This window comes from Micromonospora sp. DT44, from assembly GCF_049841635.1.
Lineage (GTDB): Bacteria > Actinomycetota > Actinomycetes > Mycobacteriales > Micromonosporaceae > Micromonospora.
Window position 1 is genome coordinate 20878 of record NZ_JBNCKS010000063.1, and the last position, 15088, is coordinate 35965.

Consider the following 15088-nt stretch of genomic DNA (forward strand, 5'->3'; position numbering starts at 1 on the left):
TTGTCACTCAGAGGCTGGACGATCAGCCTGGTCGCGTCGCGCGGGAGTCGGGTTCGTCCGGGATGCGAGCGCCTTCAGCCGGTTGGCCGGGCCACGTGTCAACGCCCCCATCCTGGGCCGGCGGCACGGCCCCGAGGGTGGGCGGGCGGGACGGTGACACCGGGTAGGCCGCGCCCGGGGCGGAGGCCGCTACCGCCTGATCGCTCGGCCCGGCCGGCGAGGCGTGCTCGGAAGGGGTGGGCAGCGACCCCGCGGATCGGGTGGCACCTGGTGACGCGGGCACGGGTCGGGGCACCGATCCGATCTGACCGGGCGGCGTCAGCGTCCCGCCGGGGAGGGGCGGAGCGCACTGGCGCGTCAGCCAGTCCAACCCGCGTCGGCGGGCAACCACCGTCAGCCGGTCACCCGCGAAGATCACCTGACGGGGGTCGAGGTCCTTCCACCAGATCGTCTTCGCCGCGCCGGCCGCGGTCCGGGCGATCAGCCGGACCTGCCCGTCCCGGTTGACGGTCTCCAGCGGCCGACCGTCCAGCTCGGAGCCGGCGGCGACCGGCACCTCGGCGACCGGCAGCGCGTGCCGGTCGACCGGAATGGTGGTGATGACCGCGCGTTCGGTGAGCGCGCCGATGAAGGCCGGGGCGGCCAGGTAGGAGACCGATCGGGACACCCCGAGCGCGAAGGTCTCCTCCACCCGCTCGGCGAAGTCACCGTCGAAGAGCCGCAGCACCACCCGCAGGTCGTCGCGGAGGTCGCGGGCGGCAAGCGCCGCCTCCAGGTTGGCGACGTCGTCGGTGGACGCCACCACCAGCGCCTGACAGTCCGCCACCGACGCGGCGGCCAAAGTCTCGGGCAGCGCGGCGTCGCCGACGACCAGTGGCACCTCCAACTGGCGGGCCAGGGCCGCGCCACGTGGCGCCGGGTCCTTGTCGATCGCCACGACCTCGACGTCGTACTCGCGCAGTTGGGCCATCACCCGCGTGCCGACGTTGCCGAGGCCGATCACCACGACGTGCCCCGCGCGGGCCGGTTGGAGCAGACCGGTGTGCAGGGCGAGACGGGCGTTGACGATGCCGTCCACCACCACGGCAGTGATCAACGGGATCAGCGCGAGCCCGGCCAGGTTGAGCACCACCTGCATGATCTGCGCGTCGGCGGCCTTGCCGGTGTCCGGATCGGCGCCGCTGAGCGTGGTGACCAGCGTCAGGTACAGCGCCTCCAACGGCGAGACGCCCTCGGTGCGGGAGATCAGCGCGCCCAGCACCGCGATCACGGCGAGCACCAGCATCACCGCGATGCCGATCTTGCGGGTGGCGAAGCCGCGTACGGCCCGCATCAGCACCGCGACCGGACGGCGTCGACGCCGGGCCCGGACCAGCCGCCGCGCGGCGACCTCGGTGCCCGGCGGCTGACCGGTCGCCTCGGCGAGCACCAGGTCCGCGCCGGCCTGCTCGGCCGGCAGCAACTCCATCCCCTGCCGCCCGTCGGGGCGGGCCAGCGCGCACACCACGTCCTGCGTCCGGACGTCGGCACGCCGCGCCACCCGCAACGTCTTGTCCCGGTGTTGGAAGGAACTGGGGTCGACCTCGCCGAGCGCGGCGGCCACGAACGCCGGTGCCGCCATCTCGGCGTCGGAGAGCACCTCGACGGGCGCCCTGATCAGCTTGCGGACGCCGTCGGCGAGGGTGCCGTTGAACATTCGCAGCACCTGCCGGACGCGCTGGTCGACGGCCTGCGCACAGAGCGCGGCGTGCAGGTTGCCCACGTCGTCCTGGTGCAGCAGGGCCAACCCGGTCGCCCCGGCCAGACCGGCGGCCTCGAAGGTCGCCACGTCCAGGCGTTCCGAGCGAATCACGCGGACACCGCGCAGGCTCGCCACGTCCGGACCGGTGCTGCGGTAGCGCTCCGGCACCACGACGGTCACCCGTGCCCCGCCCACGGGAAGGTCGGATTCGAGCAGCGCGCGGGCCACGTAGTAGGCCAGGGCGTCCCGGCCACAGATCACGTAGTGCGGGCGCGGGTCGCCGGCGGAGCGGAGCCGCCAGTTCCACTCGACCGCCCGTCGCGCCCGGTCCCGCCACGGCTCCGCCATGCCCGGATCGTAACCAGCACGATCACCCTGGGCGACCCCACCCGGATCGTCCCGGGCAGGCATGCCGACCCGGGCCGTGGGTAGAGCACCTGCCATGCAGACCTTCCTCCCGTACCCGGACTTTCTGGCCAGCGCCCGCGCGCTGGACCAGAAGCGGCTGGGCAAGCAGCGGGTGGAGGCCATCCAGGTGTTGCGCGGGCTCACCTGGCCGGGGTACGGGTGGCGCAACCACCCGGCCGTGAAGATGTGGGCCGGGTACGAGGAGGCGCTGACCCGGTACGGGCTGGACATGTGCGCCGTCTGGACCGAGCCGGGCCGGGCGGACACCTGCGCCACCACGCTGACCGTCGACCTCGCCGCCGCCTGCGGGGCAGGTGTCGTACGGACCCAGGACGAGCTGGCCCGTGCCGGTGACCTGCCACCCTGGCTCGGCCGTGACGACCTGCACCTGAGCCACCGCTCCTCCCTGCTGCGCAAGGACCCGACGCACTACGCCCCGATCTTCGGCACCGACACGCCCGACGACCTGGAGTACGTCTGGCCCGCGTCCGACCGGGCGCGGCGCTGCCTGCCGTAGCAGACTGGCGGCAGACGAGGGAGGTGCCCGTGGCGCTGTCGCGTGTGGTGGGTCGGCTCATCGGCGTACGCCAGCATGAGGTGGACCCCGGCGGCGGTGGCGCCGCCCGCGTGCCGCGACCGGTCGCGGCGGTCGTGGTCGGGGCGGGCATCGCCGGTATGTCGGCGGCCGTGGTGCTCGCCGAACGCGGCGTGGACGTGACCGTGCTGGAGGCGGCGCCGACCATCGGTGGACGGCTGGGCGCCTGGCCGGAGGCCCTGCCCGACGGGGAGCAGCAGAACGAGCACGGCTTCCACGCGTTCTTCCGGCAGTACTACAACTGGCGGTCGATCCTCCGGCGCGTCGAGCCCGGCCTGGGCTTTCTCAAACCGATCCCGGGCTATCCGATCCTGAGCGCACAGTGGCCGACCGAGGAGTTCGGCAAGCTGCCCCCCGCGCCTCCGGCGAACCTGCTCGCGCTGCTGCTGCGCAGTCCCAGCCTGCGCCTTTCGGACCTGCGGTCGATGGACCGGGACGCGGCGTTGCCGCTGCTCACCTACGATCCGGTCCGCACTTACGCCGACCTGGACGACACCACGGCCGACGAGTTGCTGGCGTCGCTGCGGTTGCCGGACCGGGCGCGGGCGATGCTGTTCGAGGTCTTCTCCCACTCGTTCTTCAACCACGAGGCGGAGATGTCGGCGGCCGAGATGGTCGCCCAGTTCCACTTCTACCTGCTGGGTAATCCGGAAGGGCTGGCCTTCGACTGCCCGGACGAGGACTATGCGACGGCGATCTGGCAGCCGCTGACCCGGCACGTGGAGAAGCACGGCGGTCGGGTGCTCACCCGCTCCGGCGCGACGGGGGTGCACCGGGACGGCGACGGCTGGCGGGTGACGACCACCGACGGCGGCGACCACCGGGCGGCGCACGTGGTGCTGGCCGTCGATCCGCCCGCGCTCGCCGCGCTGGTGGCGGCCTCCCCCGACCTGGTCGCGCGGGCACCGGAGTTGGCGGCACGGATGCCCCGCTTCGGCCGGCCCGGCCCGCCGTACGCGGTGGCGCGGTACTGGTGCGACGGCGACGTCGCCGCCGACCGGGCGGTGTTCAGCGGGGTGTCCCGGCAGCCCACTCTGGACTCGGTGACGCTGTACCACCGGCTGGAGAACGAGTCGCGGCGCTGGGCGCACCGCACCGGCGGTTCGGTCGTCGAGTTGCACGCGTACGCCTGTGAGCCCGGCGTGCCGGCCGAGGAGTTGGCCGAGCGGATGCGCCGCGAGCTGGTGACGCTCTGGCCGGAGGCGGCTGACCTGCGGGTCCGGGAACTGCGCGCCCGGGTGGAGGCGCAGGCCCCGGCGTTCACGCCGGGCAGTCACGCCTGGCGTCCGGGGGTCCGCACCGAGGCCGCCGGTGTCTACCTGGCGGGCGACGGGATCGCGACGGACTTCCCGAGCGCGCTGATGGAACGCTCGGCGGCCACCGGGATCATCGCGGCGAACCACATCCTGCGGGCACAGGGCGCCGCGACCGAGCCGGTGCGCTCGGTCCGCCCGCGTGGGCTGCTGGCCGGGCGAGGAGCCCAAAACCGATCAAAAGCGACATAACCGGCGGTACGCTGCCGTACGCTCGGTTGATCATCCGTCGATCGACCGGGCGGGAGGGCAGCGGCGATGTCACCACTGCACCGCGCCGGCGCAGCGGACGGACGGCCGGCCGAGGAGGCCGTCCGCGACGACGCGTACCCACTCATCCGTGACGAGCGCGCCTGCGTCGTCACCGCCCTGCGGCTGGGCTGGTGGATGGCGGACGCCTACCACCACGGGCAACACGCCGAACCGGGACCGACCACGCCGGTCCACCCACCGGCCAAGCTCTCCAACCTGACCGAGATGTCACTCCCCCGCCGGATGCGGATGTACCTCGACGGCGTCGACGTCGCGCTGGCCCAGATCTCGGCGCTCACCCGGCACACCGGGTCGCTGCCCGACACGTCCGCCGCCCGCACACGACTGCCCGACCTGGACCGCCTACCCGACCCGGACCGCGTTCCCGACCTGGACCGCGTTCCCGACCTGGTCGACACCGAACCGCTGCTGCTCGCCCTCGACGACCTCAACGTGGACGTGCTGCGCTGGGCGATGGCCACCAACCTCCGGGTCGGACTGGCCTACCGGCTGGGCCGGTCCCTGGCCGACACGGTCCGGCCCGGCGACGCCGCCCAACTCCTGCGCCGCTTCGACGGCCGGCAGATCCAGATCAGCCGGTGGTTGGACGAGTTGGCCAGCGTGCTCCCGCCGTACTCGGCCGCCGTGGTGCGCCGCTCGCTGGCCGCCTGGGCGGTGGCCGTGGAACGGGCCGGCCGGGGTGACCCGACCGAACCGGGGCCCGCCGAGCTGAGCCGCGAACTGCGCAACCAGGGCGACCTGTGGCGCGGCGTGCTCACCGGTGGCCTGCACCCGCGTGACCTGCTCGACGAGGAGGACTACGCGGTGGTCGCCCGGAACCTGATCATCCGGGATCGTCGGCTGGTCGCCCAAGCCGCCCGGGGCATCTTCTGGCCGGTGCTGGTGCCGCTGCTGGCGGTGCTCTTCGCGCTGGTCGGCGTGAGCGCGGCAGCGGCGGCCGGTTCGCCGACCACGCGGGCCGCCGTGGCCCTGCTCGGTCTGGGCGCCGGGCTGGCCGCCATCTGGCGCTCCGTCTCGGGACCCGCGCTGGCGGTCGCCGGCGAGGTCAACCGGCCGCTGCTGGACAGCGAACTCACCGCGCGGATGGCACTGCGACTGGACAAGCCGCTGACCAACGCCCGCCGCACGGCGGGGAGCACTTCCCGCACCCGGCGTCAGCGCGCTCCCGAGGAGCCGGGCAGCCGATCGAAATACGTTGCTCCCCGCTCCCGTGCGGACCTACCGTGATCGCGCAAGGTCAACCACCACAGCGGGAGCAGGTCATGACGAGGTCGCACGCCACCACCGTGCTGTCGTCACTGCTGTCCTGCGGCGGTTGTCTGCTGCTCGCCGGCCATGGTTGGCCGGCGGAACACCCCCGGGCGGGCCGGCCCGACTGACGCGTACCCGTACGCGCCGAGCCGCCCGTCCGGTACGCCGGACCGGGCGGCTCTTCGCTGTCCGCCGCCACTGTAGGGAAAGGAGTCCCGGTGGATGCCGTCCTCGTCGTCAACGCCGACCTCGGCCCGTTGCACCGGGTCACCGTCCAGCACGCCGTCCGGATGCTCTGCCGACGGGTGGCCGAGATCCACGAGGCGGAGCCCGATCGGGTGATCGGCGTCTTCCCGCTGCCCCGGGTCGTACGGCTGGTCCGCTACGTGGTCACCCGGTGGCGGTTCAACTCCGGGCCGGCCTGGTCCCGGGCCGGGGTGCTGCGCCGCGACGACCGCTGCTGCGCGTACTGCGGTGGCCCGGCGTCGACCATCGACCACATCCTGCCGCGTTCCCGGGGTGGCCGGAACACGTGGCGAAACACCACCGCCGCCTGCTACGGCTGCAACCAGCGCAAGGGCGACCGGACCCCGGCGGAGGCGGGCATGCCGCTGCGCCGCGAGCCGGTGAACCCGGGCTGGGCGTCGCTCGCCGGGCGGTGACCGACCGGCCGGCGGGAACGGGGGGCCGCGCCCGGGGGTACGCCCTCGGCGCGGCACCCGCCGGCCCCCGGGTCAGGCGTCGCGTTCTTTGACTTTCGGCTTCGGCTGGCCGGCGGCGCAGTGGACCCGGATCTCGCTGCTGTGCTCGGGTGCGGTCAGCTTGACCGTGACCTGCTTCGCGGGCCCCGCGTCGTACGGCGGCACCTGGTAACCCGGCGCGGGGGTGACCGTGAGCAGTTCGGCCAATCCCCCGACACAGCGGACGGTGACCGTCCCGCCCTGGGCGCGCACCGTGAGCCCTGGGGATTCGGCAGGCGGAGACGCGCCCGGGGGCGTGACCGTCGGCGCTACGGTCGGCGGCGGCTGACCCGGGGCCGGCGGCCGACCCGGGCCCGCTCCGGAGCCAGGGCGGGGAGCGGCCGACGTGGGACCGGCCGACGGTTCGGCGGGCGCACGCACAGTGGACGGTTCGGGCTGCGCGACGGTCTCCGGCAGGCCCACCGTGGTCGTGCCATCCGTCCCGATCCCGGTTCGCGGGGTGGTTCCGTCGTGCTGCCGCGTGCCGTAGTCGCCGAGCGACCCGGCCACCGCCACCGCTGCGATCACCGCGCCGCCGACCACCAGCGCCACCCGTCGGCGACGCCAGGCCTGTCGCCGGGGTGCATCGGAAGCAGCCCGGTTCACGCCGTCGGCCACCTCCGCGTCCTCACTCGCTGCGGCCTTGCGCGCGTCGTTCGCCCCGGCGTCACCATCCTTGGCCGGGCGGGCAGCGGCCGAGCCAGCGGCGACCGCCCTGTCCGCGGCGGTCGACCTGTCCGCCGCAGCCGGCCCGGAAGCAGTGGCGGACCCGGACGCGGCGGCCAGCCCGGAGGCGGCGGTTGCACCGGCCAGCCCGGAGACGACGGTGAGCAGGATGCGGGCCACCTCGGCGGCCGGGGGCCGGTCGTCGGGGTTGCGGGCCAGACACCAGTGGTAGAGCCGGTGGACCTCGGCGGGCACCCGGTCGATCTCGGGTAGCGGGTCCGGCTCGACGTGCACGTGGGCGCGGAGCATCCCGGTCTGCGTCTCGGCCGCCCACGGCAGTCGACCGGTGAGCGTCCGGTGCAGGAGCAGGCCGAGCGCGTACACGTCGGAGGCCGGCAGGACCTCGCCGGCCGCCAGTCGCTCCGGCGCGAGGTACGCGGGCGTACCGAGCAGCCGGCCGTCGAAGTCGATCTCGGAGTCGCCGGCGGCCGCCGCGATACCGAAGTCGAGCACCTTCGCGCCGGTGGGGGTGAGCATCACGTTGCCCGGCTTCACGTCCCGGTGCACCAACCCCTGGTCGTGCGCCGCCGAGATGGCCGACGCCACCTCGGCACAGACCCGCAGCGCGGCGCGTGGTGGCAACGGCCCGGCGACCAGCCGTCTTTCGAGGGTGTCGCCGTTGAGCAGTTCCAGCACCACGAACGGCGCCTGGACCCCGTCGAGACGTGACTCGCCGAAGTCGTAGACGTTTGTGACGTGCGGGTGCGACAACCGGGCCGCAGCCTTGGCCTCGGCCCGGATCCGCTGACGGGCGTTGGGGTCCGAGGCGACGAGCACCTTCACCGCCACGTCCCGTTCGAGCACCTCGTCGTACGCCCGGTAGACCGCCGACATGCCACCGCTGCCGAGACGCTCCAGGAGTCGGTAGCGGCCCGCAAGCAACTGATCACGCTGCACGACCGACAGACTGCCGTACGACTCACGTTCGGCACCACCCGGGATCGAGGTTTCGCAATGGGTGGAACCTCAGCGACCACGATCGACTCGGATTCAATGAAATCGGCGTATCCCAGCGCACGGGACACCCCGCCTTCCTGTAAACCGGGGTGGATCAAGCCTCGGGTCCGGCAGCGTCAGCGCTCGGTCGGCGTCCGCCAGGCGAAGCGGGGCGTCCGGCGCTCGGTTATGGCCGCCACGCCCTCGCGGGCCTCGCCGCCGTCCGCGACCTTCCGGTGCCACCAGGCGATCCGGGCCGGCCCGGCGCGGTCGTCGATGATCTCCTTGGCGGCGGTCACGCTCAGCGGTGACCGTTGGGCGATCGTCGCGGTGAGGTCGTCCATCCGCTCGGCGAGGCGGTCGCCCGGCAGCACCTCGTCGACCAGGCCGATCCGCAGGGCCCGCTCGGCGTCGATCAACTCGGCGGTGAAGAGCAGGTGCTTCGCCGCCGACGGGCCGACCAGTCGCGCCAGCCGACGCGTCGTCGGCGCCGGGTAGACCAGCCCGAGGCGGGCCGGAGGTACGCCGAACCGGGCGTCGTCCGAGGCGATCCGCAGGTCACAGGCGACCGCGAGCTGCGCGCCGCCCCCGACGCAGGCGCCCCGGATCGCCGCGATCGTCGGCTTGGCGAAGCTTGCCAGCCGCTCCTCGGCGGCGACCGCGATGCTGGTGTCGCCGGCGTCCAGCAGCTCGGCCAGATCACCCAGGTCGGCGCCCGCACAGAAGGCGTCGCCCGCGCCGGTGAGCACCAGGGCCCGCACCTCGGGGTCGGGTTCCAGCCGGTCGAGCAGTTCGGGGAGCTGCCGCCACATGGCCGCCGTCATCGCGTTCCGGCGAGCCGGGTTGTGGATCACGACGGTTGCCACCGGTCCGGTCACCGCGACAGTCAACTCCGCGTCCGACACGCAAACCCCTCTTCCCACGTCACCCAGCCGACCCAAGATTGCCAGAACGGCCCGGACACGAACCCGGCGACCACCGTTGCGGTGGCCGCCGGGTCCCGGGTGTCGGTCAGGTCAGGAGACGTTGACCGCGGTGTCGTCGACCACGAAGGACGTCTGGAGCGAGGAGTCCTCGGTGCCGGTGAACTTCAGGGTGACGGTCTGGCCGGCGTACCCGGCCAGGGAGAAGGACTTCTGGCTGTAGCCGGAGGCCTTGTTCAGGTTGGAGTAGGTCGCCAGCGTGGTCAGCACCATCCCGCCCGAGTTGAGCACCTGCACGTTGAGCTTGTCGTACGCCGTGCTGGTGGTGGTCTCGGCCGAGTCGATGTGCAGCCAGAAGCTCAGCGTGTACGACGAGCAACCCGCCGGAAGGGCCACCGACTGGGCGAGCGTGTCGGTGTGGGTGCTGCCGTACCCGTCCAGCCAGGCCTTGTACGACCCACCGTGGGCCGCCTGGCCGCTGGAGCTGGTGATCACCCCGGAGCTGGCCGTCCAGCCGGTCGAGCCGGACTCGAAGCCCGGGTTGGCCAGCTTCTGGCCCGGCGAGGTGCAGCCGCCGCCGGAGCCGTTGACGGTCAGCGTGTAGGTGGCGCTGCGGGTGACCGACCCCGCGCCGTTCACGGTGACCGAGTAGGTGCCCGGCGAAGTACTGGACGAGGTGCTGATGGTGAGGGTGGACGAGCCGCCCGACGTCACCGAGGCGGGGCTGAACGCGGCGCTCGCGCCACTGGGCAGGCCGGACGCGGAGAACGTCACGGTCTGCGCCGAACCGCTCGTGGTGGCGGTCGACACGGTGGTGGAGACGGCGCTGCCCGGGTTCACCGAGCCGGCGGTCGGCGACAGCGACACGGAGAAGTCGTTGCCGGTGGAGCAGGTGGCGTCGTTGCCGGCGACGTTGACCGCCGTCCAGGCGGCCTGCACGGCCTTGTACTCGGTGGAGCAGCTGCCGTACAGGTCGGTGGCCGCCCGCAGGCTGTAGGCGCGGGCGGTGTTCGCCGGGTTGCTGGTGTTGACGTACGACGTGTTGGAGGTGAAGTAGACGTCCAGCGCCCGGTACCAGATCTTCTCCGCCTTGGTACGACCGATGCCGGTCACCGCCGGGGCGGAGCCGCAGACCGGCGAGGTGCCGTACGAGGTGGAGCCGGTGCCCTCGGCGAGGTTGAAGTAGAAGTGGTTGCCGACGCCGGAGGAGTAGTGCACGTCCTTGTTTTTCGTACTGGTGGACCAGCAGGAGTCGGACGAGCCGTCCAGCGACGGGTTGTACATGTAGCGCAGCGGCGTGTTGTTGCCGTTGATGTTGATCTTCTCACCGACCTGGTAGTCACCCGGGTCGCTCGGCGCGGCGGCGTAGAACTCCACCATGTTGCCGAAGATGTCGCTGGTGGATTCGTTGAGGCCACCGGACTCACCCGAGTAGACCAGGCCGGCCAGCGCCTCGGTGACGCCGTGGCTCATCTCGTGCCCGGCCACGTCGAGCGCGACCAGCGGGCGGGAGTTGCTTGAGCCGTCGCCGTAGGTCATCTGGGCGCCGTCCCAGAAGGCGTTGACGTAGTTGTTGCCGTAGTGGACCCGACTCGGCACACCACTGCCGTTGCCGAAGATCCCGTTGCGGCCGTGGACGTTCTTGAAGTAGTCGAACGTCTTGGCGGCGCCGAAGTGCGCGTCCACTCCGGCCGACTGCCGGTTCGAGTTGGCGCCGGTGCCCCACGCGTTGTCGGCGTCGGTGAACGTGGTGCAGGACGACGTGCCGTTGTTCATGTCGCAGGTACGGCCGTTGCCGCGCACCGGGTCGATCATCTGGTACGTGCTGCCGGAGAGCGTCGCGTCGATGCTGACCGTGCCGGTGTAGATGCCCTGGCCGCTGCCGGTGACCGATTCGATCTCGTCGTACGACCCCACGGTCGCGCCGGAGGTCGCGTCGGTGACGACGTGCAGCCGCGACGGCGTCTGCCCGTCCGGCTGCCAGCCACTGACCACCGTCTCCCAGGCCAGCCGGCCCACGCCCGAGCTGGCGTCGACGAACAGTTCCGGTGCGCCCACGGTCTCGGCCTTGCCGGTGAACCCGGCGCGGGCCGTCTTCTTCGCTGCGTCGGCGCTGACCTTGGCCGTGGTGAGGAGGGTCAGCGGTGCGGCGAGTCCGACCGAACTGCCGGCGTAGGTGCCGTTCGGCGCGGTGTGGATGACGAAGTCACCGCCGTACACCCGCAGTCCCTGGTAGGTGCGGGTGTAGCGGGTGTGCGCCGCGCCGGAGGCGTCCACCCGGGTGCTCTGCACCTGGTAGGACTCGGCGCTGGAACCCTGGACCGCGCCGGGGTTCGTTCGCAGGACGGTCGCCGCTCGGGCCGCGGCGGATGCGTCCGGCGCGGGAGCGGGAGGTGCGGCAGCATGCGCCGCGGTGGCGACGCAGGTCAACAGGCCGCTGGTGAGCAGCGCTGCGCTGACGGCCGCGAGGGGTCGTTTCACGTGCCCTCCTGGAAGGAGAAAGGGTGTGACGGGGGTAGTCACGCATGTAGATATAGCTATGTGTGGAGGAAAAGAGAAGCCTTGGACCGCTCCCAGACATTGAGATTGGCCGAACGGATGAGGGCCTTGACAAGGGAACCGACGCGGGCATTGGCGCGTCCGACGGACATGAGACCCGCCTCCACGACCGGCGTCACGATCGCGCTCCTGGCCGCCCTGCTGGCCGGCTGCACCGGCACCGACCGGGCCGCCGACCCCACCGACCTGCCCCCGGTGACCGGCGCGACCGCAGGCCCGGACCTCACGAACATCCCCGCCCCGAGCGGCCTCGCCCCGAGCGGCCCGGTCCCGAGCGGCCTCGCTCCGAGCGGCCCCGCCCCGAGCGGCCCGGTCCCGGGCGGCCCGAAAGCGGACGACCGGGCTCGGGTCGCGCTGTTCCGCTCCGGTGGTTTCGCCGGACGCGGCGACAACATCACCGTCGAGCCGGACGGGCGGTGGACCGTGGTGGACCGGGCCGGCGGCCGCCGTACCGGCAAGCTCGGCACCGCCGACCTGGGCCGGTTGCACGGACTGGCCACGGACCCACGGCTGAGCGCCGAGGCCCGTCGCACGGCCACCACGTCGAGCTGCGCCGACGCGTTCAGCTACCGCCTCACCGTCGGGACCGTCGAGACCGGGTACGTCGACTGCCCCGCCGACCCCGCGCCGCCGCCCGCCACCCGGGAACTTGTCGAGCTGCTGCTGAAGGTCACCGCCTGACGGCGGGTCACACGAGGTAGTCCGGGGGAAGGCCGGTGCCGCGCAGCTCGGGCGGCAGGTGCGCCACGTCGTTGACGGCGACAAGGTTCGGTGGCCCGGCCGGGCCGTACCGGATGACGGTCAACCCGGCGTTGTGGTGGTTCAAGCCCAGCCACCGCCGCTCGGGCGCGTCGAGGGCGTGCCGGACCAGCCAGGCGATCAGGAAGGTGTGCGTCACCACCAGCTCGCGGACCGGCTCCCCCACGACGGCCGCCTCGTCGACCTCCGCCGGCCCCGTGAAGCGCCGCACGGCCTCCGCCGTCACGCGCGGCCCGTCGGCCCGCTCGGCCGTCGAGAATCCGGCCAGGAACTCGGCGTACGCCGACGGCAGGCCGGCCGGGTCCGTGTCGTGCGGGAGGTGGTCACCGGCCAACTCGGTGGCGTACGCCGGAACCCCGGGCAGTGCCGCGGCGACCACCTCAGCGGTCTGCGCGGCCCGGCGCAGCGGCCCGTGGTGGACGGCCGCGAACGACCGCCCTTGCAGCCGCTCGCCGAGCAGCGCCGCCTGCCGCCGGCCGCGCTCGGACAGGCCGGTGTCCGGCTCGGTCGAGCCCGTGTCGGCGTGCCCGGTGAGGTCCTGCTCGCCGTGTCGGGTGAGGTAGAGCAGCCGCGTTCGCATGCCGTACACCCCAACACACCGGAAGGCGCGGTGCTGGCCCGCGCCCTCCGGTTTCTTGATCTTGCGGCTACGCCCGGGGGAACATCTGGCCGATACGGATCTTGTTGCCGAACGGGTCCCGGACGCCGAAGTCGATCCCGTACGGGCGCTCGGTCGGCTCGTCGGTGATTTCGACGCCCTTCGCCACCAGGTCGTCGTGGGTCTTGTGGGCGTCGTCGGTGGTCATGAAGAGGTACCCGCCCAGGGCACCCTTGGTGAGCAGCTCCCGCACCTGCTCGGCCGTCGCCGGGTCCAGCGCCGGCGGGCCGGGCTTCTCCAGCAGGATCTCGCGCTCCGGGTCACCGGGCAGGTTGACCGTCAGCCAGCGCATGAAGCCGAGATCCTGGTCAGTGTTGACCTCCATGCCGAGCTTGTTCACGTAGAAGTCAAGCGCCTCGTCCTGGTCGAGCACGTAGATCTGGGAGCGGCTGATCGCGTTCATCGTCATGCTACGACCGTAGAGGGTGGCCCCGACCTGCTGCTTATCCAAAACTGCTGGGACGCGTCCAGGCCTTCGTGAAGCAGGACGGCACGTTGCCGGCGGCGACGCGGCGACGCCGGAACTCCGAGGGCGGCTCACCCACGATCTGCCGGAACGTCCGACTGAACGTACCCAGGCTGCCGAAGCCGACCGCGTAGCAGATGTCCGTCACGTCCCGGTCGGTCTCCACCAGCAGCGTCATGGCCCGCTCCACCCGGCGGCGTTGCAGGTAGCGGTGCGGCGTCTCGCCGAAGGTCGCCCGGAACGTCCGGATGAAGTGCGCCTCGGAGACGTGCGCGATCCGAGCCAGCGCCGGGATGTCCAGCGGTTCGGCGTACGACCGGTCCATCGCGTCGCGGGCGCGCAGCATCGCCCGGTTGGACTCCTCCACGGCCCGACTCACCGGGGGCCGCCGGGCGGCAGGACCGGTGTCTGCGTCACGTCCTGATCGCGCAGCTTGGCGTAGACGACCTCGGAGGTGAACCCGCCGATGAACCCGATGGCCAGCACGAAGAAGACCAACCTCCGCGCCGCGTCACCGTCGAGCAGGCCCGGGTTGGTGGAGAGCTGCGCCGCCACGAACAGCAGGAAGGCGATGACACCAGCGGCCGACCCCAACGCCGCCGCCCGCAGCCAGTGGCCGTTGCCGTCGTACGCGTTGCGCACGATCGCGCCCCACACCGACGCGATCATCGGCGCGGCCACCAGGACCGCCACGTTCTGCCACCCACCGGCCGGCGCGGCATACGCCAACGGGATCGTCGCCAGGGCGAGCAGCAGCAGGACCAGCGCGGTCACCAGGCCCGCCACCGTACGCCGACCAGCGGCGCCCGCAGCGCGTTCCTCATCTGCGCGACGCCGCACCTGGGCGCAGAGCGCGGTCACGATCGGGCCGGCTGCTGCCGACTGCCAGGGTCGGGCCAGCAACGCCACCTCCTCCTCGGTGGCGACGCCACGCTCGTTGTTGAGTCGCTGCCACGTCTTCTCCGCGCCACCGCCGAACGCCGCGACCGCAGCGACCGGGATACGACGGGACAGGCCGATGAGCCCGGCGATGAACGTGGAGCGTCCACCGCCCAACAGCAGCAGCGCGTCAGCCGTCAGCAGCGACCGGTAGAAGCTGACCTCCCAGTCGTCGGTCGACTCGGGCACGACGGCGAACAACTCCGGATGCCGCTGGGCCTCCTCGAAGTCCACGTCCTGCTGGTACCGACCACGAACCAGGATCGAACCGGCCGTCGCCCGGCCCGAGCCCACGTAGCCGCGTACGACATCTCGTTCCAGGTAGTCGGGATCACTGGAGTACACGACGATGCGGCAACCCTGCCGCGCGAGCTCTGCGCCCAGCTCGGCCGCCGCGGCGGGCGCGGCCTCCGGATCGCGTACGGCCGGCGAGTAGGAGCGGTTGACCTGGGCGCTGCCGGCGATCGCGACGAGCGGGCTCATGCGACTCCTCGACGGTCGGGTGATACCCGAACTATAGGAGTGGCCGACCATCGATCACGCACGCCGGCAGCGCGGTCAGCGAGTCGACGGTGGCAGCGCGGCGCGCCGGATATTCTGAGCGATTGGGCTGAAGCCGATCTGGGCTGCATTTGAGGTGGGACCCCGATGATCAATGAACCCGCGCCTGCTTCCTACCCGCAGGTCCCCGCATGTCCGGATCTTGGACCTATCGCCGGTCGCTCTAGATGATCGATTCCAAGGGGTCAGTGGTCGTAGGCGGTCAGGGATCGCATGACCGGTTGGCCGGTGTGCCAGTTG

The 15088-nt window shown here is 72.4% G+C and carries 13 protein-coding genes; 5 read left to right on the forward strand and 8 right to left on the reverse strand.

What is annotated here, in order from left to right:
• Positions 1 to 22: 22 nt before the first annotated feature.
• A complete protein-coding gene (locus tag ACLQ25_RS27770; RefSeq protein WP_425733717.1) occupies positions 23 to 2089 on the reverse strand; it encodes a potassium channel family protein in 2067 nt (688 codons plus the stop codon).
• Positions 2090 to 2183: 94 nt separating this feature from the next.
• On the opposite strand from ACLQ25_RS27770, the gene ACLQ25_RS27775 reads away from it, so the two are divergent.
• From ACLQ25_RS27775 to ACLQ25_RS27790, 4 genes are all read left to right on the forward strand, one after another.
• Positions 2184 to 2666 (forward strand): MSMEG_6728 family protein, encoded by a 483-nt coding sequence (locus tag ACLQ25_RS27775; protein WP_425733718.1) that lies wholly within the window; start codon positions 2184 to 2186, stop codon positions 2664 to 2666.
• A 29-nt stretch (positions 2667 to 2695) separates the two neighbouring features.
• A complete protein-coding gene (locus ACLQ25_RS27780; RefSeq protein ID WP_425733719.1) occupies positions 2696 to 4249 on the forward strand; it encodes an FAD-dependent oxidoreductase in 1554 nt (517 codons plus the stop codon).
• A 66-nt stretch (positions 4250 to 4315) separates the two neighbouring features.
• Complete coding sequence (locus tag ACLQ25_RS27785) at positions 4316 to 5557, forward strand: hypothetical protein (protein ID WP_425733720.1); 1242 nt, start codon at positions 4316 to 4318, stop codon at positions 5555 to 5557.
• A 242-nt stretch (positions 5558 to 5799) separates the two neighbouring features.
• Positions 5800 to 6243, forward strand: coding sequence for an HNH endonuclease (locus tag ACLQ25_RS27790; protein WP_396800063.1), 444 nt, complete (start codon positions 5800 to 5802; stop codon positions 6241 to 6243).
• A gap of 72 nt (positions 6244 to 6315) precedes the next feature.
• On the opposite strand, the gene ACLQ25_RS27795 is transcribed toward ACLQ25_RS27790, so the two are convergent.
• From ACLQ25_RS27795 to ACLQ25_RS27805, 3 genes are all read right to left on the reverse strand, one after another.
• On the reverse strand, positions 6316 to 7944 hold the full coding sequence (locus tag ACLQ25_RS27795) for a serine/threonine-protein kinase (RefSeq protein ID WP_425733721.1): 1629 nt from the start codon (positions 7942 to 7944) through the stop codon (positions 6316 to 6318).
• A gap of 176 nt (positions 7945 to 8120) precedes the next feature.
• Complete coding sequence (locus ACLQ25_RS27800) at positions 8121 to 8888, reverse strand: enoyl-CoA hydratase/isomerase family protein (RefSeq protein WP_425733722.1); 768 nt, start codon at positions 8886 to 8888, stop codon at positions 8121 to 8123.
• Between the two features lie 111 nt (positions 8889 to 8999).
• Positions 9000 to 11387, reverse strand: coding sequence for a M4 family metallopeptidase (locus tag ACLQ25_RS27805; protein ID WP_425733723.1), 2388 nt, complete (start codon positions 11385 to 11387; stop codon positions 9000 to 9002).
• Positions 11388 to 11555: 168 nt separating this feature from the next.
• On the opposite strand from ACLQ25_RS27805, the gene ACLQ25_RS27810 reads away from it, so the two are divergent.
• A complete protein-coding gene (locus ACLQ25_RS27810; RefSeq protein ID WP_425733724.1) occupies positions 11556 to 12146 on the forward strand; it encodes a hypothetical protein in 591 nt (196 codons plus the stop codon).
• Between the two features lie 7 nt (positions 12147 to 12153).
• On the opposite strand, the gene ACLQ25_RS27815 is transcribed toward ACLQ25_RS27810, so the two are convergent.
• From ACLQ25_RS27815 to ACLQ25_RS27830, 4 genes are all read right to left on the reverse strand, one after another.
• Entirely contained in the window at positions 12154 to 12804 is a 651-nt protein-coding gene (locus ACLQ25_RS27815) for a histidine phosphatase family protein (RefSeq protein ID WP_425733725.1), read from the reverse strand.
• A gap of 67 nt (positions 12805 to 12871) precedes the next feature.
• Complete coding sequence (locus ACLQ25_RS27820) at positions 12872 to 13291, reverse strand: VOC family protein (protein WP_425733726.1); 420 nt, start codon at positions 13289 to 13291, stop codon at positions 12872 to 12874.
• A 34-nt stretch (positions 13292 to 13325) separates the two neighbouring features.
• Entirely contained in the window at positions 13326 to 13727 is a 402-nt protein-coding gene (locus ACLQ25_RS27825) for a helix-turn-helix domain-containing protein (RefSeq protein ID WP_425733727.1), read from the reverse strand.
• Positions 13724 to 14770, reverse strand: a complete 1047-nt coding sequence (locus tag ACLQ25_RS27830) for a hypothetical protein (protein WP_425733728.1) — start codon at positions 14768 to 14770, stop codon at positions 13724 to 13726. Before ACLQ25_RS27830 ends, ACLQ25_RS27825 begins: the two co-directional genes overlap by 4 nt.
• Positions 14771 to 15088 lie beyond the last annotated feature (318 nt).